The following is a 24882-nucleotide window of genomic DNA, read 5'->3' as shown; positions in this document are numbered from 1 at the left end:
ACGTCAGTTCGACGAGATTTAAAAACACGGTTGTTATTCTCACTGTCTCAGTTAAAATGTAATGAGGTTAACGATTATCTGAAATAGCAACCGCAACAATCAAGACTAAAATTTTTATCTAACAACTATAGTAGGTGAAGCTAAATGATCTTTTGTCCCTAAATCAATAGAAGATTTTTAGGTAAAGAGGGATAGGTCATCAGTTAATTACAAAGGTTAACAAAATAAAACCATTGATAGAATGAAGTAAAAGAGTAAAGAATTAACGTTGAGTAGTTCATTAGAGATTATTGTAATTGGAGGGGGAGCAGCGGGATTTTTTGCCGCTATCACTTGCGCCCAAACTCATCTCCATAGTCGCGTGACTTTACTAGAATCAACTTCCAAAGTATTAACGAAAGTTCGTATTTCTGGGGGAGGACGTTGTAATGTTACTCACCACTGTTTCGATCCAGCACAATTAGTTACTTATTATCCCAGAGGAGGTAGGGAATTACGAGGGGCATTTACTCGCTTTCAACCTAAAGATATGATTGAGTGGTTCGAATCTCAGGGCGTGGCTTTAAAAACGGAAACTGACGGTCGCGTTTTCCCCGTTACTGATACTTCAGAAACCATTATTGATTGTTTAATCAAAACAGCTAAGAAAGCGAAAGTTAATATTGATATTAACTCAGAAGTTATTAATTTAATAAAAAAAGATGATCACTTTAAAGTGGAGTTAAAAACAGGAAAGATTTTAGAATGTAATCGCGTTTTAATTGCAACAGGAAGTAATATAATTGGCTATCAGTTAGCAAAATCTTTAGGACATAAAATAATCTCACCTCTTCCATCTTTATTTACCTTTAAAGTCAAAGATTTTCGTTTTCAAGGATTAGAAGGAATCGGTCTAGATCAAGTAGGATTAAAGTTATTAGGAACAGAAAGAAAACAGCAATGTCAACAATCAGGCTCGCTTTTGATTACCCACTGGGGTATTAGTGGATTTGGAGTTCTTAAATTATCTGCATTTGGAGCAAAAATATTACAGAAAAAAAAATATAATATGTTTCTACTAATTAATTTTTTATTTCCTGATGACTTTGAAAAAGTCAAACAACGACTGTTAGTTATTAAATTGCAACATCAAAAATCAAATAAGCAAATTTCGAGCTTTTCCCCTTTCTATTTACCCAGAAGACTGTGGCAAAAACTACTAGAACATGCTACTATCGATTGCAGAAAACATTGGTCAGAACTATCTCAAAAGGAAATAATCAAGTTAGCAAAAGAACTAACTCAAGGACAATATGAAATTATAGACAAGGGAGTTTTTAAAGAAGAATTTGTTACTTGTGGAGGCGTTAATTTAAAAGAAATTAATTTTAAAACGATGGAAAGCAAAGTTTGCGCTCATTTATACTTGGCTGGAGAAGTTGTAGATATTGATGGAGTGACAGGAGGATTTAATTTACAAAGTGCCTGGACTACGGGTTGGTTAGCAGGAAAAGCAATAGGAAATAAATGATGATATAAATAACAATCTATGATCGATTATTTTTTAAAAACCCGGCGAAAATAAAAGAGTATTTTAATGTAACTTTTTTTCTTGAACTTAAGCAACAATGAGCTTAAATAGATAATGTGTTAATTGTAGCTTCTTGTGTAATAGAAAACATCGATATCAATATATTTTCTTGAGTTACCAACTATTCTCTTTATGGCGAGCAAATAACAGCGTAGTATAGACACCATATTATTAATAACACATACTACCTAAAGATGATGTCCGACTTAAAAAGTAACCATCAAGTTTTTGGCTATTCTGTGTTTTTGTTAAAGCCTAAATTGAAATAAAGATGAAATAAAAAAAATATGATAATATTAGCAGTCTAAAATCAACATTTTTACAGCCTAAATAAAAGTATAGTTAACCACAAAATTATCATAGCATTATACACAAACGTCACAACTATTATTGATTACAAATATGTCAACACAAATTTTGTACGAAAAATCTAGCAAAACTCATCACTATAATTAACAACATTATATTTTCTGATAAACCATGAGTAATTGCTATTTGTAGAACAAAATACTGTAAATAATCATCAAAAATTAGCTAAAGTTGCCCTAAACTTTCAAATATTGACAATGAATGGATAAATTATTGAATCATAATTCTGTAGTGACTTGCAACTATAGAGGAATTCCGACTATACAAAAATAAGAGAGTATCCTCTAACGCCACTAGTAGAAAATAACGTATAAATTCGCATGTACTTAAATCCTCCCGCCCTTTCAAGAAAACAACCAAAATATCAAGCATTAATAGCTACTTGAATACGGCAATCTACCGAGAATTGTAATTACCCTTAATAAATTATTGGCAATGTTCTTGACCAGACTATGTTACTTAACAAAAAACTGCTCCAAATAAAATGTAAAGAATGTGACAGACGCTAACAGATCCATCAATAGTTGTTGTCATGATATTAGAGTGAGGGAATTCGCCATATCAATGTTAAGTCCGCATTGACCACTGTAATTAGTTGAACTAATGAAGTCACTTTAGGTTCTAAGCATCTTTGAATTACGAGAAAACCACAGTTTATTCATAGTCCACATAGATTCCCCAATCCTGGGGAAACCCATTTTATACACTGAAAATAACAAGTGTTAAAAAAAATCTCAACTCTTAATTTTACTTTGTTAAACTCTCAGGCTCAATCCAATGGATAATTGATTCATTGGATTGAGCCTGAGAGACCTTTTATAGGGTACATCTCTAAAGCATATTAGACTGTTGCTAATAAACCAAAACTTGAGGGCAGTTGACTTATGAATCTATCAGAATTCGCGGAAGTCGATATTTAAACCCACAAAGAATTTCCCAGGAAATAGTTCCTAAAGCGTTTGCCCAATCATCTGCTGTAATTTCTTCTGTTCTATCTTTGCCAATTAAAGTGACTATTTCTCCGACTTGAATATCTGTGATAGAACTAACATCTAACATTAACTGATCCATGGTAATTGCCCCAATTTGGCGTACTCGTTTACCTCGAATCAAAACTTCTAACCTGTTGGAAAGGTTACGGGGAACTCCGTCTGCATAACCAATACCAACGACAGCAATACTCATTGGACGATCGCTGACAAATTGATACCCATAACTAACCCCTGTTCCTGGGGGAATTGTTTTAACCTGAGTTATTTTAGCTTTAACTTGTAGTACAGGTTTTAAGGTGGTGATCAAACGCAAATGAGGAGCAGGATATAATCCATACAAAGCTAATCCAACCCTAACTAAATCGTAGTGTAAATTCGGGTTAATTAAAGTTGCTGCTGAATTAGCTAAATGTAGCGGGGGTAATTTAAATAAATGGGTTTTCAATTGAGAGATTACCTTCTCAAACCGTTGGTGCTGTTTTTGCATCACTTCGGTATCAGGATTATCCGCCGTAGCGAGATGGGAATATAAACTAGCAATTTTAAGATAAGGCAACCCACTTACTAACCCTACAAATTCTCTTGCTTGATGCCAAGGTGTCCCTAGACGAGACATTCCTGTGTCAAGTTTAAGATGAACAGGTAAGGACTCTTCCAGTTGACTGAGAGTATCAGAAAAAACTAAAGCTTGCTGGGGGTTACACAGAGTAGGTTGTAATTGCCAGCGAGCGATCACCGCAATTTCTTTAGGGGTATTAATTGCTCCTAGAATCAAGATCGGGGCTGTAATTCCTGCTTCTCGAAGTTCAATTCCTTCTGTTAGGGTAGCCGTCGCTAAACTATTAGCCCCCGCTTGTAAGGCTATCTGGGCGACTTTAATAGCACCGTGACCATAAGCATCAGCCTTAACCACAGCCATTAATGATGTTTTTGGTAATAACAATCTTTTGATTTCCTTAACATTATGAATTAAGGCTTCTGCATGAATTTCTATCCAAGCCCGTTGACGGATAATTTCTGATAGATGATAATCGTGGCGATTTCTTTTAGCAATCTCATACGCTGACTCTTTACTCAACATCAACTCTCACTCCAAACACACTCAACTCTTAAATCCATTGAGCTCTTCCTTGAAGCTCTTGATAGAATTAGAAATATGCCTAATCTAACAAAAGTTTCTGAAAAGTCAAGGAATCTATCTTAAAAGATTTTTACACAACTTGAAAGTTTATTTAGATTAATCTAGACTAACAGAGACATTATAAAAGACTAAACCAATGCTAGCCTTAACGTATAAACCAATACCAGAGAGGCAGTAAATTAAAGTCATTGACTATACATTAAGTGTTTGTCTTTTGGTCTGTAATTATACTTTTAGCAGGCGTAAAAATTGGCTAATATCTAGTAAATTATCTTTCAAGATTTGTTCTTAATAATTAACAAGAAGAGGACATCTTCCTTTCTGAAGTTCCCTATCCTGATTATTATAAACAATCTCAGAGGCTAACAAAACCTAACAAGATTCTTAATACAGGTAGTGCTCAAGTTCTCAAACAAGTATGAAAAGTTTTAAACGAGACTTTTGTCGATATGTAGTCCAGAAAGTTGTACCTTCCTTGTTCCAAACATAAATTATAGAATGCGTTTCTATGAGAATCCCCTTAAGTTACCTCAATTAGTATGGGTAAAGTTTAGAAACATACAAGATGGATTTGAATTAAGACAAGCTCGCATTGTACGGGGAACGTCTGAGTACCTTATGATGTTATCAAGGCAATTATTAGAAATTGCTTCAAGCTTGGATCAATTCTGTGAAATCAGTGATAGTGAAATTGCGTACATACCATATTTTCTAAACCAAAATATAAAATGGCTGAAACTTAAATTAAAGAATAAACAAAAAGGGTCTAATAATCGTTACAAGTTAAATCAAAAGATAGCTAGATTGTATCGGCGTATTTCCAATCCTCGCAAAGATTGACATTTTAAGTTAGTTCCCCACCTCTGTAATCAAGCTCAATCCCTATTTCTCAAGCCCTTTGAGAATATTGATTTTCGCTCATGGGGTAAACGGATATTTTCTAAAGACTGTCTTGAGAATGGTTTCGAATAAGCCGAAGCATCCTCAAGTTAGTGGCATGGAAACGAGATGTTTTTATGGTTGAAATTGACAAAAATCTTACCTCACAAATACACATCAATTATGGGTTTCATACTGGCAAGAAAACTTTTGATGTTAGAAAACATATATTGTCCCGGATATTTAAGTTTCGAACACATAGAGACAAACATGTGGCCGCAGCTCGAATTATTAGCGTGGTGTAGATAAGGATCTAGACAAGGACATAGCATATTAGGAAATGCCTTACTTGAAGACAGTCCGACAAGGCTTTGCCTTGTCAAAAATCTAAGAAGCAGAAATCCTTAAATGTGAATTTAAGAATGTCTAGTCACAACGTAGCTTGACGGCGAGACTATGCCAAAGGCAGGATTAACCCTCAACCATTTATTAATCAATGACACAAACTCTGGTTGTTAAAATTGGGACATCGAGTTTAACTCAATCCGCAAGTGGACAATTAGCCTTGTCCACCATTGCTACTTTAGTAGAAACCTTAACTCAGTTGCAACAATTGGGCTATCGGGTGGTATTAGTCTCTTCTGGGGCTGTAGGGGTAGGATGCGGTTGTCTGAATTTGAAAGAACGCCCAAAAAAAATAGCTTTTAAACAGGCGATCGCTGCTGTTGGTCAAGGTCGTCTCATCCGCGTCTATGATGACCTATTTACTACTATCGGACAGCCTATTGCTCAAGTTTTGCTGACACGACGGGAACTAATAGAACGTAGCTGTTATGTCAATGTCTCTAACACTTTTCGAGCACTATTCGAGTTGGGAGTCATCCCTATTGTTAACGAAAATGATACAGTGGCTACTGAAGAGTTAAAATTTGGTGATAATGATACCCTATCAGCTCTTGTAGCTAGTGTGATTCATGCCGATTGGTTATTTTTACTAACAGATGTTGATCGACTTTATTCGGCCGATCCTCGACTAGTTCAGGATGCTCAACCCATTACTCTGGTCAATGCTGAAAAAATTGATCAATTAAAGGTCAATGCAGGGAATAAAGGGTCTCAATGGGGAACAGGAGGAATGGAAACCAAACTAACAGCTGTACGACTGGCTACTAGTGCAGGGGTGAGAACCGTGATTACTCATGGACAAAAACCAGGTAACTTGCTCAAAATTTTACGAGGGAAGGCAATTGGAACTCAATTTGAACCCCAACCGCGTAGTGAAAACGCTCGTAAACGTTGGATTGCTTACGGGTTGGTTCCTAGTGGACAACTTTATCTCGATCAAGGGGCAATTGAAGCTATTTGTCACCAAGGAAAGTCCTTGTTAGCGGCGGGTATTATTAAAGTTGAGGGACAATTTGAAGCATTTGATGCAATTCAATTATGCGATAAACAAGGACAAGAACTAGCCAGGGGAATTGTTAATTACAGCAGTTTGGAAGTCACAAAAATTAAAGGGCATCACTCTGATAAAATTGCTAAAATTTTGGGTTATGAAGGGCCACAAACCATGGTGCATCGAGACAATTTAGTTGTCCAAGAGAGTTATAAATTTTGGAAGCCTAATATCATTCCTCAATCTTGAAATTTAAAAACCTATGGGGTGGGCATTGCTCAGCGGAGTTTAATGTACCCAAAGGAGTGACTTCAGATTGGGAAATCTGACGACTATAAACCTTATCTTCCTTTTTAGGTTCAATTTTGAGATTAGAATGCGGACAGGAAACACACAAAAGGACGTATCCTTCTCCTTGAAGTTCGGAAGCCCCATCCCCTCACCTTGAGCTACATCGAAAATTTTTCGATTCTCAGCAACTTCAATGGTGTAGGTATTGCCTTGGTGATTAATTTCAATAGATGTTGGACATAAATTCTCTAGTCATACTTCCCTGAGTCTAATGTGTCCCTCCTAGAGAGGTTGAAGACAATTATCAAGAAACGTAGCTAAATTTAAAGCTTACTTGTAATTTAATCTATCAATCAACTTAAAAAGATAAATTAGAGTATTACACTCGGTATAACATAGAGTTTTTGGATTTATCTTTTTAAGTTGATCATAATTTTATTTTAGGGCATTTGATTTGAATTGAACTCAATGCCCCTTTCGATAATGAAGTTGTAAGTTCTCACTTAATTAGGACTTCATTATTAGGTTTTTTTGGAGATTACATCGACTTTTTTCTGCAGCCCATAAAATTTCTCCGTCAAATGCCCATTGTCCCTGCCAAGAATTATCTTCAAAAGTTTCTTTTCTTTGATAAAAGAGATGTCTAGCTGAAAAGCTTAAGACAAAAATACCTCCACACAACGAGAATTAATTTTAAAAAAGTATTTAAGCTAAAATTAACTCTAATACTAGGGATAATATGGTTTTTTTCCTATATAAGCTCATATAAATCATTTAAATTGATTTATCTCTTTGATTTAATTTAGGATAAAAATTCTCCAAACGGTTTATAAGGAGTTGATCACCAGAAAATGCCAAAATATTTTTGTTGAGTAAATCATCCTTGTCCATCGATAATGAGATATAAGTGACACATGACTAGGAAAATTAGCCAGCTAACGCAGAGGAATCATCGTGCTATTATCCAAAGGGCTCGAAATTGAAATGTACACAGGGACATCCGACGGGCAAATTGTGGGATTGTCCGAGCGTATTGTTAAAGACTTAGAAGGATTTGTTCTAGAACCTGATTCACGCAACGTAGAATACACCACAGTCCCCTTGTCCTCCTATGATCGTCTATTGTGTGCTACCATTCTACCCCGACACAACCTAAGGAAATATCTACAACGCATTGGCAATTTTACCTTGATTCCGGGAAGTACCCTTTCATTAGGAAACAGTGATCGCTTCTATCGGTCCGATCTCCATAATCTTTACCATAGTTATATTGAGAAAACCTATGGCACGAGAGTTGTGACTGCTAGTATTCATATTAATATTGGAATTAATGATCCGGAAACTTTAATTCGAGCTTGTCGCCTCATTCGCTTAGAAGCTCCTCTTTATTTGGCATTAAGTGCATCGTCCCCTTTCCTTGATGGGCAGATCACTGGCTATCATTCTACCCGTTGGCATTTGTTTCCCCACACTCCTGAGCATGTCCCTCTGTTTAAAAGTCACGGTCACTTTGTTTGTTGGACAGAAGAACAGTTAACTCGCCAAACCATGCAGAATGTACGCCATCTTTGGACATCAGTGCGTCCTAATGGAGATAATCGGCCTTATAATCTTAATCGCTTGGAATTGAGAATTTGTGACCTGATAGTTGAACCTATCGCTTTATTATCAGTTGTGGCGTTGTTAGAGGCTCGTTTAATTCAACTTATTGATGATCCTAGTCTTGATCCCCTAATTCATAGCCAATTATCCCCGGACGAATTATTGACTATTACTGCTCATAATGAAAAGGTAGTCGCCAAAGACAGCCTAACTGCCCAACTAATCCACTGGCGAGATGGACGTAGGATAGACGCAAAAAGTTGGATTCAAGAATTGTATCAAGAGATATTACCAACGGCCAAACAGAAAGGCTTTAGTTGCTTTCTTAACCCCATAAAAAGAATTTTGCGCGATGGTAATTTAGCACAACAATGGATCAGGAAATATCAGTTTGGTTGTCCCATTTCCTTGATTTTGGCTCAAGAAATCGAAGCTGTTGCCAAACTCGAAGAAGAGTTAGAAGATAAGTTATGTCAATCTTTGCTGGTTGCCTAAAATAAGTTGTAATTATTTATGTACATATATATTGAGTTTATTCAAACTGATGCTTTTTGTGATTCAAAATTAAATATTGATTTAAATTAAATAAAAACTATAGATTTATATGCCCAGAATTATTTTATTCAACCCGCAAATTCCACCAAATACTGGTAATATTGCCAGAACTTGTGCAGCTACACACACAGAATTACATTTAGTCGCTCCATTAGGATTTGAGTTAAGTAATCGTTATTTAAAAAGGGCGGGTTTAGATTACTGGCCCTATGTCAATCTTAACTACCACAACAGTTTAGAAGATTTTTTGGATTGTCATAAACAACAGGGGGGGCATTTACTTGGCTTTAGCGTTCGGGGTCGTCGTTCTTATCTTGAATGGATATTTCAAGATAGTGATTGGCTCTTATTTGGGAGCGAAACCGAAGGACTACCCCAATCTCTTCTAGCTAATTGCCAAGAAACCCTATATATTCCGATGAGTAACTCTCAAGTGCGTAGTTTAAACTTGTCAGTGAGCGTCACTATTGGTCTATTTGAAGCACGACGACAATTAAAGATGGTTTAAGTAAGTGATCAATAAGCAATCCACATCTATTCTCTGAAAATTACAGGAATGTAAATTTTATGGAATTAAGAAATTGACTGTGTTGTTTTCATCGACTCAGAACACCCTAAACTAGAACTTTTAATCGTTAGACCATACTACTTCACCACGAAACCTTCAATCAACTACTATCGTCTACAAACTTGCATCAGACAGAAAGATTAGATGTAAGAAGTCCCTCATTGGAATCAGAATCAGACTATACTTATCTAAAATAAATCAGCAAAGAAAATAAGTTGATTTTAATGTTTCATCAATAAAATGATATCTGAGTATATTGACTTATTAATATATCTCTATTAAGATGTTCCCCTGTAAAATCAAGTATCTATTCTGTTTCTGAAACTCGACCGGATATATAGATTTTTAATAATGGCTCGTTCCTAAACATTAGGAGGTTTTTTTGAAAAATACATTTACACGCAAAGCAATGCCGATATCTTCGTGCCTTGCTGACTATCACAATACATCAGTTATCCCTCTAGCCGAGCTTCCATTAAGCAGTTTGACTCCCACTCCCAATAACAATTGTGGTCAAGTACGTCGCTCTACGGCCATGATTGGACTAGCTATTTCTATGGGAGCTACAGGATTGTTACTGACTCAAAATAAAGCAGCAGTAGCAGCTAACTCATTAACTGCTACTGCTACTCTTTCAAATCTATCAGCCTCGTTGAGCTCAAATAACGCCACTAGCTCCTCTAAAAGTCAATTAGCTCCTCTAAATCTTAAGCACAAAGTTAAGCTCGGAGAATCTATCAAGCAACTAGCCCAAGAGTATCAAGTGGAAGCAGCTGCGCTCGCTAACCTCAATAAACTCTCTGTCGAAGCCGACTTAGTTTCTGGGCAAATTTTAAAAATCCCTTCCCTAGAAGAATTTAAGCTTCAGGCTCCACCACGTCAACTTGGAACAATACTCTCCAAGTCCCAAGAATTACCCCCCAACCCCGTAAATACTTCTCTCGATCACCTTAGAGAAACTCGTAAACGTTTACAAGATAGTCTGGCTGAATTAAAAACGGAGAAGTCTAACCTAAAGTCTAATATCAGTTCCTTGCTAGCCAATGTCTCTGATGTGAGTCAACCCTTAAGACCTATTAGCAGTCAATTTCAAGAGAATGGGTCCGTCAGAGAAACGACGATTCAAGTGATTACCTCCCCTGAGTCAGTTTCGGCTTCGAATCTAACCATGCTTGTAGATACTGCCGGTTCTCTATCTTCTAGTTTTTCGAGTAAGAATGTTTCTTCCACTTCCACAGCAGAAAAAACTGGTGAAAATTCCCCCTCAACGTTATCCTCTTTGACGAAACTTCCTTCAGTTCCCTTGTCTCAGATGGAACAAGCAGAAATTCCTCAATTTAATGAACCTATTCCGATTCCAGTTTCTACACCTGAAAACGATCTAGCCTCAATCGCCGTCTTTTCTTTTTATTCTTCACCCCTTAGCAAATCAACTTTTGAACCATCTCAAATTGGGATCTCTGTAGAATCAACCTCAACTGAGCAAGCTCGGATTGTTTCTAAACCAGGAGTAAAATTAGTTCAACCTAAACAATCCTATCGTGTTCAACCTGGAGACACTCTTAATAGTATTGCTCGTTATCATGGCTTAACCCTTTCAGAGTTAATTCGAGCTAATAGCATTACTAATCCAAATTTAATAAAGGTTCATCAGAGTTTGGTTCTTCCTGAATCTGCAACAAAGGCACAATATAAAAATCGACCTCATATTTCTCAATCTCGAAATTTAGTAGCATCATCTCCTAGTCGATTTTCTAATTCTCCTCTTCCAGTTTCTGTGAGTGTGCCATCATCAGCTTCTCCGGCTGAGATTAATCGATGGGAGAAACAGTCGTCTAGAAATGAAGATCTCGAGCATTTCGAGACAACTGTTAATCCTAGTCCAGATTCCTATACTAAACAACTCAAAACAGATATTGCTAACCTTGAACAGGAATATGGAGTTGAGACTGGATCTGGCAGAATTAAAACAGAGCTTGATAATCAAAAAAAATCCAAAACTCCTGTGCTAGGACAAACTTTAAATCCTGAGTGGGCCAGTGATCGCCGTAATTACCCTTCTTCTAAAGAAGAAGTTGCCCAACAGCTACCTAAATTCCGTTCCCGGTTAATGGGGGCTGCTCCTAACGATGCAGAACAATATAATGACGCTTTTCGTATCCCTGTGGGGACGAATGTCGGACCTGAATTACCACCTTTATCCGTTCCTGATAATTATCTTCCTAATGCCCCTATGCAGTTTACTGGCTATATTTGGCCAAGTAAAGGGGTGTTGACTTCTGGCTATGGACGACGCTGGGGCAGAATGCATAGAGGAATTGATATTGCGGCTCCCATTGGTACTCCTATCATTGCCGCAGCCCCTGGTGAGGTGATTACAGCCGGATGGAATTCGGGAGGCTACGGAAAATTAGTTAAAGTTCGTCACCCTGACGGCAGTATTACTCTCTATGCTCATAATAACCGTTTGTTGGTTCGTCGTGGACAAAAGGTAGAGCAAGGGCAGCAAATTGCTGAAATGGGGAGTACGGGATACAGTACTGGTCCTCATCTTCATTTTGAAGTTCATCCGAGTGGCACAGGAGCGGTTAATCCTGTAGCCTTGTTACCCAAGAAAAGAAAGTAATCAATAAATTTTCCCAGTTCAATCCCTTATCAGGGGAAGGTTAGACTTCCTCTGATTTTTTATTTACCTTGGTTAATCTCGTTATTTTGTGTTATGCTAACCGAGATAAAAAGAGTACGGCTCAGTAGCTCAGTAGGTTAGAGCAGGGGACTCATAAGCCCAAGGTCGGCAGTTCAAATCTGCCTTGAGCCATTTGATTAAGTTAAAAGTTTAATAGTTGATTTTGATAGAAGCTACTTAGTGAGAACTTCTCTTCGTATTTTTTCAAATAATTAGAGAGTCACAATTGCTCTGGTTCTACTTAACCAGTTATGTAAAATTATTAATACTAATGTCTTGAAAGCATTATTTGGCAATTATTTTAGTTTTTATCCTAGAGGGTTTTTGTTATTGTCAAATCAAGCTATCTTAGGGTTAAGAATGTTTTTGCCGTTCTAAGTTTGTTAAAGTTATCAATTGTATGTTTGTAGTCAGTGACACTCGGACCTACACTATTCGAGACAAATCCATTACTATAAACTGTAATAAAATACAAAAACAGTTGTGTCTCTGTACTTAATTTTGGGGACATTATAATTAGGAGATTAAAATTATGACTTTAGCCGACATAAAAACTCCTTGTTAGCAATGTTTTGTACTCTTAATAAAGAAAATAGTTATATGGTTAAAATCAATAAGTTTTACCCCAATCGATTTAGATAGTTTAATAGATAAGTTATAATTTTTAGTCAAAAAGGATAAACTACGTTTGAATCAGCTTTAAAATGCTATTGTTCTCCTTGGTTTAATTGTTAAAAAAATTCAATAAATATTTTTAAAACAATCTACAAAGAACTTGGAAAAATATTTAGAGATTCTTCCAATATAAACACTATGGCTCTTTTAGATTAACTGTAAAAACGTTTTAATAAATAAAAGCTTAAAGTTTTGTAAGGCTTCTAAGATTTTCAAAACTTTTTATAAAAAATTGAGTTTGTAAACAGAAATAAACAGGTAGCTATAAATAAACGTTATCAAACTAATTTTTTTATATCTCTATCATTGCTTAATGATAGTTTACTTTATATTGTTTTGACTTATATTTTGGGGATGAACTGGCTTAACTGAATCACATTTATTTTAAAATAAATATACTTTAGGAAATTCTACGAGCTTTAACTTGATTCTATTTTCCTATAGGTTTATTAAACTGAGTTCTGCTTTGTTAATAAATTAATCAATTTTTTTTTCACTTGCGCGGTCATAATCCAATAAACTATTGAATTAAACTGTCCTAAAAACCCTGTTATAAGTTATCTAAGATATCGTTATTAATTTGAAAATATTGATATCATTGCACTTGAGATAATTCATTTACTTGAGTAGGATTTTATAGTAAATAATAACCTATAATTTTGAATTAACTGTAGTTTCAGTATGGCACTTAAAAGAGTTTGAGTTCGGAGACGCTAAAGCTTACTTTAAACAATAAATATTAACCATTTGTTTCCTGAATTAAGCAATTAATTCTCAGTACAATAATCCAGAAAGTTTAGCTGCAATTAGTATAAATAAAGGACTACATATAACTTAACAACAGAAACTTCTTACATCAACAGAACTAGAAAAACTTGAGCATTCTTCTTAGAAGTAAAAAATTAATCTAAGCTAAACGGGTAATGAATTTATAATCTATTAGGAGTAATCAGCATAGTTATGAATAAACAAAAAAGACAAAGCCAACTACTCACTCCGATCACTTGAAGATATCCTTGACCTTTGTCAGACACTGGGAACACGGATTAGCCGTTAACGTCGCTTCATCCTAGAGTTACTTTGGAAAGCTAAGGGACAATTGTCCGCTAGGGAAATTTACAAGTATCTCTCCCAAGAGGGCAAAGAGATTAGCTATGCTTCAGTAGATCAAAACCTAGAGGCTCTTTCAAACCAAGTTGAATGTATTGAACAATCTTACGGCAGGCTGTACGGTCATATCAGCGACTCTCACAGTCATGTTAACTGTCTGGATACATAACAAAACAAATTATGGACATTTATCTGAAATTACCCTCGGAATTACTTGAACAAGTGGAACAGCAAACAGGGGGAAAAATAACTGACTATCGAATCGACTTTTTTGGTTATAAGCAATAAGACAAACCTGGACTAAACTAAAGATAGTGTTATCATTTCTTCCTAAGAATCGTGAGCGATCGCCCGATTAATCTACTACTAATTGATAATGATGCTATTTTTCGCTTAGGACTCTCTAATGTCTTAGGCAACTATTCGGATTTTCGTGTTGTCGTTCAAACAGATTTCTCTAAACCTATTCGAGAGACCTTAGTAGAACACTCAATAGATCTAATCATCTTAGATCCTGATACCCCCAATAACGTCTCAGAGGGGTGGAGGTTTCTTCAAGAAATTAAACAAACCTATCGCACTCTTAAAATATGCTTGTTAAGTCATTTAACCGATCCATTGTCACTACAAACGGCTAAACAAGCTGGTGTTGAAGGTTATTGTCCAAAAGGGATAACGATAGAACGTTTGATCGAACAACTGCAAAAAATAGCTCAAGGTCAGACAGTTTGGCCGACCCTAGCTGTTTTCTCGTCTAATGTAACTCTGGAACAACCTAAATCTCCTCAGACATGGCTTTTACAGGGTAAACAATTAGGATTAAAACAAATTAATAAAACCATTAAACAAATTAATAAAACCATTAAACAAATTAATCTACAGCTTACCCAAAACCAATTATCGTGGATTAATAAAGAATTTTTGAAAGGGAAAAGGCGAGAATTATTAGCTACCAAATGGTTAGTTAATAGATTCATTCCCATCGATGTTACTACGGCTGTACCAATTTCACAATTAAAGCTTTCCTCAACAGGTTCTCAAAATCAGAACGATCCTCCTGTATTCTCAGCTGACTCCTCAACAAACATCCTAGGGGTAAAATCACTCAATAGCCTAGCAATTTTCAAGAATACGCTTAAAAAATTAGCGCTCAACTATGACAATTTAACATCAATTTCTCTAGAAATAGATATTCTCCGAACTGATAAAAAAGAAGAGTTAATGACCATTGTTATTCATCAATTAGGGAGAAGCTTAGAAGACTTGAAATTCATTACAGTAGATGCTTCAGAATTACCGAAGAATACTGCCATGATTGCCCAAAAAATTTGGCACGAATCAGCGGTTAATTTTTTAGGTAAGTATTGTGTATTGCGATCTACAATAACCTTAGATGATATTCAAAATATTATAGATCATAATATCAGTTTAGTTCAAAAAGAATTTCTCAGAAAAATCTATTATTTTGATGAATTGCTAAAATATTTACTTTTTGATCAAAAAGTAATAATTGAGGGTCTTTTATATTCTACTAAAAGTACTGAAGTTTGCCATCGAGCTGAGATTTTACTTGAAAACTTTATGATTCAGACAGCCAATGGAATTGTGTTTTTGATTTTAAATAATTTCTCAGATATCGAAGTAATAAGCCGTAAATTATTTTTAGACAAAATGGGTTCTTCTAGAGAAATTGCTAAATTTCGTAATAACTTGTCTTGGGTTTATCGTCAAGAGCAATTTTGGGAAGAACCGCGCAATATTTTTGAAAGTAAATACCGACTATTATTCTGGAGTAAAAAAGGAATTGAAGCCACCTTTATTTATGCCTCACGACAACATGAACTTAAACAGCTTAAAGGAATTCGTTGGGCAGTTACCATTATTCTAGAATCTCGTGATGCCTTTGCTCCCGTATTGCGCTCTATGGTTAGATTAATTGGTCATGGATTAGTTTATCTACTCACTCAAGTTGTTGGCAGAGGATTAGGACTAATTGTTCGTGGAATCATTCAAGGAATTAGCAATAGTCTACAAGAAACTCGCTACGGAAAAAATCGGGAACGACGAGACTCTTAAACCTAAGGGGGAAGAAGGAGAGAATTAGGGAGGATAACAGCTGGCATTTTACTGTTAACAAGTCCACTACCTTAACTGTTGTCTCTTGTCAATTATTTGACATCATCGTTCATAATAAAAATAAAACAACTTCTTGGCTGAACTTAGTTATGGACAACTATTCTTAAGTTGACCTCAGAGCAAAATCTAACTCGACAAACTATGATAAAGAAAAATACAGTAGCCCCCAAGGCTAAGCAATCAAAGAAACATAAAATCTCCTTAAGAGGATGGGATCAGTTTGTTACTAGTTTGATGCTCATTCAATCATTACTAATAGCCACACCCGCCTGGGGACAAACGAAAACAGACACTAAAACTGATCAAGGCAGCTACACCGAATTAATTGAGAAAATTGAATCGGATCAAGTGGCCAACGTGGAAATTGATCCCAAACAACAAAAAGCTAAAGTTACCTTTAAAGATCCAGACAAAAAAGGGCAACATCAAGAAATTCCCATATTTAAAAATCATCTTAATACTGAATTGATTGCTAAACTCCGAGATAACGAAGTGCCATTTGCAATTCGTCCATCCGCCGATAACTCAGCTGCAATCGGATTAGTTACCAATTTAATCGTTCTTTTTTTATTATTTACAATTTTTCTAGTAATTCTACGACGTTCAGCCGGTATGTCTGGTCAAGCTATGAACTTTGGAAAATCCCGCGCCCGTTTCCAGATGGAAGCTAAAACAGGAATTACCTTTGACGCAGTGGCTGGTATTGACGAAGCTAAAGAAGAATTACAAGAAGTAGTGACTTTTCTCAAACAACCTGAAAAATTTACTGCAATAGGCGCAAAAATACCTAAAGGGGTGCTGTTAGTTGGCCCCCCCGGAACTGGCAAAACTTTACTCGCTAAAGCTATTGCAGGAGAAGCAGCTGTTCCTTTCTTCAGTATATCAGGCTCAGAATTTGTAGAGATGTTTGTTGGTGTCGGGGCTTCACGGGTACGAGATTTATTTAAAAAAGCTCAAGAAAACGCCCCTTGTCTTATTTTTATTGACGAAATTGATGCGGTAGGTCGTCAACGAGGAGTAGGTTATGGAGGAGGAAATGATGAAAGAGAACAAACTCTTAACCAATTATTAACAGAAATGGATGGCTTTGAGGGTAATCAGGGAATTATTGTGATTGCAGCTACTAACCGTTCTCATGTCCTCGATAAAGCATTGTTACGCCCTGGACGTTTTGACCGACAGTTAATAGTAGATTATCCTGATTTTAAAGGTCGTCAAGGCATTTTAGAAGTTCACGCCAGGGATAAAAAAGTTGATGAAAAAGTATCCTTAGAAGTGATCGCCCGAAGGACCCCAGGGTTTACGGGGGCAGATTTGGCCAATGTCCTCAACGAAGCGGCAATTTTCACAGCACGGCGACGCAAAGAAGCCATTACCATGACAGAAATTAACGATGCTATTGATCGGGTCGTGGCTGGAATGGAAGGAACTCCTTTAGTCGATAGTAAGAGTAAACGGTTAATTGCCTATCATGAAGTGGGTCATGCAATTGTAGGAACTTTATGTAGTGGACATGATCTCGTAGAAAAAGTTACTTTAATTCCCAGAGGCCAAGTCAAAGGTTTAACTTGGTTTACTCCAGATGAAGAATCTAGACTAATTACCAGAAATCAATTGTTGGCTAGAATTGTCGGTTTATTGGGGGGTAGATCTGCTGAAGAAATAATTTTCGGTGAGGATGAAGTCACAACTGGGGCTGGGAACGATATTGAAAAAGTGACTGACTTGGCCCGACAAATGGTAACTCGCTTCGGAATGTCTGAGTTAGGATTAGTTGCTTTGGAAAATGATGATCACAATGAATCTGATTATTCTCAGGATATTGCTGGTAAAATTGACCACCAAGTACGACATATCGTAGATCATTGCCATGATAAAGCTCAAAAGATAATTCAAGAGAATCGTACTGCCATTGATCACTTAGTAGATATTCTAATTGACCAAGAGACTATTGAAGGAGAGCAATTCCGCCAATTATTAGAAAAATTTGAGATTTCTTTCCAGCAGCCCTTAGGACTTCCAGCTAAATGGTTGTAAGTCTGTATGATTATAGAATTTTATATCTCTGTTTGTAAGCTTTTGAAACTCTATGAAAATTACCTTTTCGATACTAAGATATTAATAAGTTAGTAAGCTAACTATGACTTATGAATTTAAAGTTTTTAAACCTTCCGATATTTTATCTAGTACCTAAATCGATAGTTTCCGTAAAATAATTATTTTTTTAATTTAAATATAAACAATAATAATTGTTATTGATTTGACAGATATTACTTTTATGAAAAATATAGGTTTGCAAGCATTATTAATGTCGCTCAATAGAGCCAAAATATAAAGTAAAAAAATATCTCTCTGTTCGATTAACTAATCAATTTGAGTTTTATTTTAATTAACTAGTATGGATTATATTTTTGAAATATTTTTTAGTCTAATAGAATTAGATTAAAGAATTAATTAGCTATTAGATTGAGTTTAATAAGTCAGGATAAAAAGTTTCAGTTTGATAAAACTATCCTTCTAAAATTGTAAAAGTTAGTTAAGCTATAAGCTTGTCTTTTAATTAATTTAATTTTCTAATTAATTAAAAGACAAGCTTATACTAATCTTTGGTGATCGGAGTATAAAAATAAGTTACAATTCCGTTTATCTATCTATATATTAGATGACAACTATTCGGAAAATATTTATAAGCAGTTTATGTCCATTTTATAAATTTATTGAGAGCTTCATCACTTATTGTTTGAGATTTAAAAATTTTTCTTATCTCCTATTTTTTGTTCTACATATTTTATAAAACTAATAACATTTTTAAAATTTCCTCTATCTTGGCTTTCTTTATGTTGGAGTAAGAGATATTTACTATGGATTATGTCAGCTAGTTTTTTATCTATTTTTCTTTTATCTTTAAGTGTTTATACATATCTTTTTTTACTCTGCACACTACTATTTGGGCATGACAAAGTATTTCTTTGATAACCCTTTTATAGGAAATCTATAAATCTATACAACTCTACCGAACTTAGGATGATAAAAATCTACTAAACTCTAACATAGTTTGATTGAGCAATAATTTTAATAACAAGCAAACTACTATAAACTTAAACAATTTTTAAATTATGCTCTCAAGACATTAATATCGATGATTTTATATGACCTGGTTAGTATAAAAATACTGTATTAATCCATTCTATTTGGCTCAATACCTATGAACTCAGACTGTATAAATAGTTTACTATTACCTCTTTATTTTTTTATAAAAAGCTGTCTATTTTTAACTGTCTATATTTACTAAAATTGCCGCGTAATTTTTTTACTTTTCTAAGATAAGTGATTTTATAGGTTCCTAACTTTTTTATTCTTTGAGTTCTCTTTTAATAAACTGTCAATCTCTGACGGAGTCATTTTCTTCGAGTGGCGTTTTTGCCGTTAGTTTCTAAAAATTATTGAGTGATTTTTAAAGTTAGTTTCATATGTATAAAGATTTCTATTTTTAAAAAAATCTAATCCTTCCCTCAAAATTTTATGGCATTGAGTACATATCAATCAATAGAAATTTACTGAGAGAAATACTAAAAATATTTCTGACTCTATACAAGTGATTTTTTGGAGCTATATAAAGATAAAATTTTGACTTACAAAATAATAACTAGCCATTTTTACACCGTCGATATTAATTACCTGAGTAATGAGATTAAGTAATGTATTAGATAGCATATCTATTAAATTAGAATTTAATTATTAAAATCGGGATATCTTAGAAATTAATAACAATATTTTATACTAGAAAAACATTTAAAAAAGCATTTGATGTATTAATTTACTATAAAAAATCTAGATTTAAATTGATATCATTTTTATAATTTTACTACACCAATCGGGAAGAGCTATTCTGGCTTTTTTAGCTTGGTCTGATTAATTAATTAGTATCAATAGGGTTTCAAAATATTATTTTGATTGTATTTTAAAAATTAGAATAATTAATTTGAGAATAAAAAAATTTGGAAACTTTATAAGTCTTACAAAATAAAAAATACAGCTCTTATTGGTTATTATTCTATCTTAGTTAGTCCAGAATAACAAAAAAATCTTAGCTCATTTAAGTTACCATGAGATTGATGAGTATGATAGTAGGTTATTAATTTTAAATAAAAAAAGTATTCTGATTAATCCGAATTAAACTTGACTTAAATGATTATTAAAAATATAAATATTTATTTTTTCTTCTATTTTGACTGGTGAATAGCTTGTCAGCCAATTGACTAATCCTAAAACTTGTTATTATCGATTGAAGGAATTTGATTAGGGAAACCTAGTTTATCAAGTTAGTCACATCCGAGGAGCTTATTACTTTAATATAGACTGAGATTTATTATTCCATGTCACTACTCATGGGGAAGCTATATTTTGAGCAGTATAGAAATTTATATTTAAATAATAGGAATAGGATAAATTGATACTTTGACTGAAAAAATATAGTGATTGCTTATAAAGAACTACAGTTTGCCTTTGCTGGCTACCCTTCTTTAATAATAGTTAGTTTTATGAATTAACAGAATAATAATCGATATTAAAAGGAACACAAACTGATTAATTCTCTTGCTAGCAATATTGAGGGACAGTTAATTAACCATGAAAACAAGTTACCGATTATTATGATTATTTATTATCTTTAACTGTTGAACAAACCTTTCTGTAAAATTATCAACAAACAGAGGAAATTATAGTTTATTCTTGTTAAGAAGTAACTGCTTATGTTGATTTACTCTCCTTAGCTTTAGTATGTATCACTACTGTAAAATTATGTCCAGTATGATGAAGCTATTGGTGTTTTTATTTAGTAGCTCAAGAAGAATTCTGGACAATTATGTATTTGAAGTTCTCTCAATAGTTAAAGAATTAGACTTAGCTAAAAATACTTCTTTAGAAGTATTTTTCTCTTTTACTTGTATCTTAAAGACTTCTCCTTTCTATTGGAGATATCCATCACAACAAAGGAATAAACTTTTAAGGTAAGATTTTAATTAAGTAAAATTGCTTAACTAAACTATTAAGCTAAACAATTAAATTTTATTCCTAAATAATCTTAGGTTTTAATTTCATGAATGCTACGAATATTTGTATTTTTCATAAAGAGCGCATTTCTATATTTATTGATGGTAATAATATGTTTTATGCTCAACAAAAAAACAGCTGGTTTTTTGATCCTAAGAGAGTGCTAGAATATTTTACTAAAGATCCTATCGTTAGTTTAGTGAATGCTTTTTGGTACACTGGCTTAAAAGATTCTCAAGATCAAAGAGGATTTCGAGACGCTTTAATAAGTTTAGGATATACAGTAAGAACTAAAATTCTTAAAGAATATTATGACGATATATCAGGTCGTTATTCACAAAAAGCTAATCTTGATATTGAAATTGTAGTTGATATGTTTAATACAGTAGATCAATATAATCGAGTAATTCTTTTTAGTGGTGATGGAGATTTTGAACGAGCAATTGAACTATTACGTTCTAAGAGTACCCATATTACAGTTGTTTCCACGGAGGGCATGATTGCTAGGGAATTGAGAAATGCTACTGATCGCTATATTGATCTTAATGATATTCGCCAAGATATTGAAAAACTCGATTTTCAAAGTTAAAAAATGCTGACATCACATTGTCTGGTGGGGAAGGACTGATGGTCCGTAATCCCCTATTTTAGTTAGATTGCTTCAAGATTACTTTCTCCGGTACGAATACGGATAACTTGATCCACGGGAGAAACAAAGATTTTCCCATCTCCAATTTCCCCGGTGCGCGCTGCGGCGACCAATTTTTTGATCACCATATCTACCTGAGGATCTTCGACGACAATTTCTATCTTAAGTTTTTGGAGAAACTCCACCGTGTATTCTGACCCACGATACCGTTCCGTTTGACCTTTTTGTCGTCCAAATCCCCGCACCTCTGAAACCGTCATTCCAACAACGCCTGCATTGACGAGAGCAATTTTAACGTCATCTAATTTAAAAGGACGAATGATCGCTTCTACTTTTTTCAAATTAATTACTCCTTATGAAAAGATATCTCTTCGCTTCTAGTTATAATGCCAGTTCTTAGGTTTATATTATCTAGAATTTGAAAATTTTTCTAAAAACTACTGTCTCTGAAGTTTTGTAAAAAAGGTTCAAAGTAGTAGTAAGTTGCTCAAAGATATTCCTTATGAATACTTTTGAGCAAAAGTAACTGAATGTATCTTTTTCAAAGATAAGATTGGATGACCTAGATCTTACTTAAATTTGTAGTATTTCATAGATATCGTCAGATAAATATCAAAGAGTCTTTCCTGATAATTCAGCAATTTGCTTAACTGCTATTTCTAACACATCAGGATTATGAACTATTATTAAATATAATATAACCCTCTCCCCGTTTTCCAACGCCTACTCTAGGAGAAACTGCAACTCCCGTTCTTAATACTAAAGATATATAGTTGCTTGAGGATATTCAACTAACCAATTAATATTATTTAGTACTTTAATCAAAACATCGCGGCGTTTTTGTAATTCAGCAACGGTTTGTTTGACGGTTTCTTGAGAGTCTTCTAGAGCGGCAATTTATCCCTTTTAAATTCCTCGGTATTGATTAAAGTCAATAATTGCTTTAATCTTTCTTAGTGCTGTAACAATTTCAGCATTTTTAATAGCAAACCCAATTCAAAATCCATCCATATTGGATGACTTAGAAAAGGTGAAAAACTCAATTGAACTATATTTATTAGGATCTGCTTAGAAAATAGAAGACGGTAATTTTATTTCATTAAAAACAATATCAGCGTAAGGAAAATCATGAACTAAAACTAAATTATATTGCTGACAAAATTTAACTGTTTCCTGAAAAAAGGACGAAAAAGCCATAGCTATCCTGGTATCATGAGGATAATTCAACACTATCAAACAAGCTTTAGCCAGAACATAAGTAGGAATATTTGCTAAAATAGGTGAGAATTAATTTTCGGCTAACAGGGGCATTATATAAATTTATCCCCTTCCCCTGCTAAATAAACACCCCCTACCTACCTAAGAAGAATAGCCAGTATCGGGCAATAAGGCTATTGACTGAGGGTTGAGGATAGTTAAAGGCAAATGACCTGTTCCTTCCTGAGAACCGATCGAAGGTAATACTTCGGTCTGAGGATCAATCTCAACGTCGAAACGGTGAGTGCACCATTTAGCCACAGCTTTCCGAAAAGTAAGTGTTCCATGCTGGGTGTAACAGGTAGCCGTGGGTCGTGGGGTCGCGCAAAGATTTTTCGATGGCAGCAATCGCTGCATCTGGAGCTGGCCAATCAGACGAGCCTAAGGATAAATCTATGACAGTTTTACCTGCCGATATGGCCTCGGCTTTCGCCTGATCTATATCGGCAAAGACATTCCTTGACAGAGCTTTGAGACGGCTGGCAAAGCGCATAGTATTTACAAATTTAGAGTTATTTAATGACCTGTTTAAATAGCCTAGTAAACAGTTATTAATCATTAACTATTCATTATTAACTGCTTACTATTTAACTTAAATGAGGATCTAAAATGTCCTCAATAAGTTTTTGTTTGGTAATAGCCCCTTCATGGGCAGCCAAAAGTTCTTTGTCTTTATAGAGTCTCAAAGCTGGAACTCCTTTAACTCGACACTCAGCAGTTGCTTTAGGATTAGTATCAACTTCTAATTTAACCACTTTTAGACGATTCCTGTAACTTTTGGCGATCTCACTAATAGAAGGAGAAACTAATTGACATGGACCACACCAAGAAGCCCAAAAATAAATTAGAACAGGTTGCTTAGCAAAAAAAACTTCTTCTTTAAATTTGGTATCAGTAATTTCGAGGACACTACTCATAATTGTTTTTTAATTGGACATCTAAGTAATTGAGTTACCAGTTATCTAGGCTACAGGTTAGCAAGTTATTTTGCTTGCAGTTGGGGGGACGTAATAATATACGTCCCTAAAAATTGCAATGAAATTTTTTGTTACGTATTTTGATTTCTCCTTTAAAGATTATCTAATTTTTTCCGTAAGTCTTCTAATTCTGCATCCACCGCCAAATCTTTTCGATACGATTGGGTATTAGATGCTTCAGGCAATTTTTGTGGTTCAGAAATCCCACTGATTTGAGCTTTGAGCATGGCTAATTCTTCATCTACACCACTTCCAGACTCTAATCTAGCAAATTGTTCTTCAAGACCAGTATCGCCCAACTCCCCAATGGCTTGGGAACGAGCTTCCATCTCCAATACTTTGGATTCCATGCGCTCAAAAGCTGCCATCGAACCACTAGTATTAACGTCACTCAAAGTTTGTTGAATTTCTACGTTAGCTTTAGCTGCTTTAGACCGAGCGATCAGCATATTTTTCTTAGTCTTGGCTTCAGAAATTTTACTTTCTAAAGCTACTAAATTACGTTTGAGGATATTTACTTGACCATTTTGTTGTTCCAGCTGTTGTTTAAGAGTCACGGAAGTATCAGTATGAGTTTTTTTACGAACTAGGGCTTCCCTAGCTAGACTCTCATCCCCTTTAGACAGGGCAAGTTTGGCCCGTTGTTCCCATTTGTTGGCTTCTGATATATCCTGATTATATCGTTGCTCAGTACGCTTTTGTTCAGCAATAGCACGTGCAACTGCTTGACGCACTTGTATCAAGTCTTCTCCGATATCATTAATGGTTTGTTCTAAGACTTTTTCGGGGTCTTCTGCTTTGCTGACGAGATCGTTTAAGTTAGCTCGAACAACTCGGCTTAGGCGATCAAATAATCCCATGATGCTGTTCATCCTCCGGTGCGTGTACTAGGTAAGGTAAGTAAAATTTTCAAGTTAAGATTGCTTTCTTAGTCCACTGAGTATGGCTTGTCCATTTCTAGTTTGGCATATGAATGG

13 protein-coding genes, 1 tRNA gene and 2 pseudogenes are annotated in these 24882 nt (G+C 34.8%); 11 read left to right on the top strand and 5 right to left on the bottom strand.

Annotated features, from left to right (window positions below; translation table 11 throughout):
- Positions 1-268: 268 nt before the first annotated feature.
- On the top strand, positions 269-1510 hold the full coding sequence (locus ETSB_RS04885) for a BaiN/RdsA family NAD(P)/FAD-dependent oxidoreductase (protein WP_044106648.1): 1242 nt from the start codon (positions 269-271) through the stop codon (positions 1508-1510).
- Between the two features lie 1311 nt (positions 1511-2821).
- Here the strand turns inward: ETSB_RS04885 and alr are convergent.
- Positions 2822-4012 (bottom strand): alanine racemase, encoded by a 1191-nt coding sequence (gene alr / locus ETSB_RS04880; protein WP_044106647.1) that lies wholly within the window; start codon positions 4010-4012, stop codon positions 2822-2824.
- A gap of 558 nt (positions 4013-4570) precedes the next feature.
- On the opposite strand from alr, the gene ETSB_RS08880 reads away from it, so the two are divergent.
- The 10 genes and pseudogenes from ETSB_RS08880 to ETSB_RS04830 all read left to right on the top strand — a co-directional run bounded on the left by ETSB_RS08880 (position 4571) and on the right by ETSB_RS04830 (position 21611).
- Positions 4571-4912: a hypothetical protein gene (locus tag ETSB_RS08880; RefSeq protein ID WP_052470631.1), complete on the top strand. Its 342-nt coding sequence runs from the start codon at positions 4571-4573 to the stop codon at positions 4910-4912.
- A 535-nt stretch (positions 4913-5447) separates the two neighbouring features.
- On the top strand, positions 5448-6596 hold the full coding sequence (gene proB / locus ETSB_RS04870; protein WP_044106646.1) for a glutamate 5-kinase: 1149 nt from the start codon (positions 5448-5450) through the stop codon (positions 6594-6596).
- A 996-nt stretch (positions 6597-7592) separates the two neighbouring features.
- Positions 7593-8735 (top strand): glutamate--cysteine ligase, encoded by a 1143-nt coding sequence (gshA, locus tag ETSB_RS04865; RefSeq protein ID WP_084220196.1) that lies wholly within the window; start codon positions 7593-7595, stop codon positions 8733-8735.
- Between the two features lie 109 nt (positions 8736-8844).
- The gene (gene trmL, locus ETSB_RS04860; protein WP_044106645.1) at positions 8845-9303 is read left to right on the top strand and encodes a tRNA (uridine(34)/cytosine(34)/5-carboxymethylaminomethyluridine(34)-2'-O)-methyltransferase TrmL; all 459 of its coding nucleotides are present in this window, start codon (positions 8845-8847) and stop codon (positions 9301-9303) included.
- Positions 9304-9772: 469 nt separating this feature from the next.
- Positions 9773-11989: a peptidoglycan DD-metalloendopeptidase family protein gene (locus tag ETSB_RS04855; RefSeq protein ID WP_408643884.1), complete on the top strand. Its 2217-nt coding sequence runs from the start codon at positions 9773-9775 to the stop codon at positions 11987-11989.
- Positions 11990-12107: 118 nt separating this feature from the next.
- Positions 12108-12181, top strand: a tRNA-Met gene (locus ETSB_RS04850).
- Positions 12182-13790: 1609 nt separating this feature from the next.
- Positions 13791-14122, top strand: a pseudogene (locus ETSB_RS04845) (transcriptional repressor).
- Positions 14123-14173: 51 nt separating this feature from the next.
- Positions 14174-15910 (top strand): DUF3685 domain-containing protein, encoded by a 1737-nt coding sequence (locus ETSB_RS04840; RefSeq protein WP_044106644.1) that lies wholly within the window; start codon positions 14174-14176, stop codon positions 15908-15910.
- Positions 15911-16111: 201 nt separating this feature from the next.
- Positions 16112-18007: an ATP-dependent zinc metalloprotease FtsH gene (gene ftsH, locus ETSB_RS04835; RefSeq protein WP_044106643.1), complete on the top strand. Its 1896-nt coding sequence runs from the start codon at positions 16112-16114 to the stop codon at positions 18005-18007.
- 3061 nt (positions 18008-21068) lie between these two features.
- Entirely contained in the window at positions 21069-21611 is a 543-nt protein-coding gene (locus ETSB_RS04830) for a LabA-like NYN domain-containing protein (protein WP_044106641.1), read from the top strand.
- A gap of 62 nt (positions 21612-21673) precedes the next feature.
- On the opposite strand, the gene ETSB_RS04825 is transcribed toward ETSB_RS04830, so the two are convergent.
- The 4 genes and pseudogenes from ETSB_RS04825 to ETSB_RS04810 form a co-directional block, all read right to left on the bottom strand.
- Complete coding sequence (locus ETSB_RS04825) at positions 21674-22012, bottom strand: P-II family nitrogen regulator (protein ID WP_044106638.1); 339 nt, start codon at positions 22010-22012, stop codon at positions 21674-21676.
- Positions 22013-22283: 271 nt separating this feature from the next.
- Positions 22284-23421, bottom strand: a pseudogene (locus ETSB_RS04820) (LL-diaminopimelate aminotransferase).
- 94 nt (positions 23422-23515) lie between these two features.
- Positions 23516-23845, bottom strand: a complete 330-nt coding sequence (locus ETSB_RS04815; RefSeq protein WP_044106636.1) for a thioredoxin family protein — start codon at positions 23843-23845, stop codon at positions 23516-23518.
- Positions 23846-23997: 152 nt separating this feature from the next.
- On the bottom strand, positions 23998-24765 hold the full coding sequence (locus ETSB_RS04810) for a PspA/IM30 family protein (RefSeq protein ID WP_044106634.1): 768 nt from the start codon (positions 24763-24765) through the stop codon (positions 23998-24000).
- Between the last annotated feature and the right edge of the window lie 117 nt (positions 24766-24882).

The organism is cyanobacterium endosymbiont of Epithemia turgida isolate EtSB Lake Yunoko (assembly GCF_000829235.1).
GTDB lineage: Bacteria > Cyanobacteriota > Cyanobacteriia > Cyanobacteriales > Microcystaceae > Rippkaea.
This window is presented reverse-complemented; position numbering and strand designations above follow the sequence as displayed.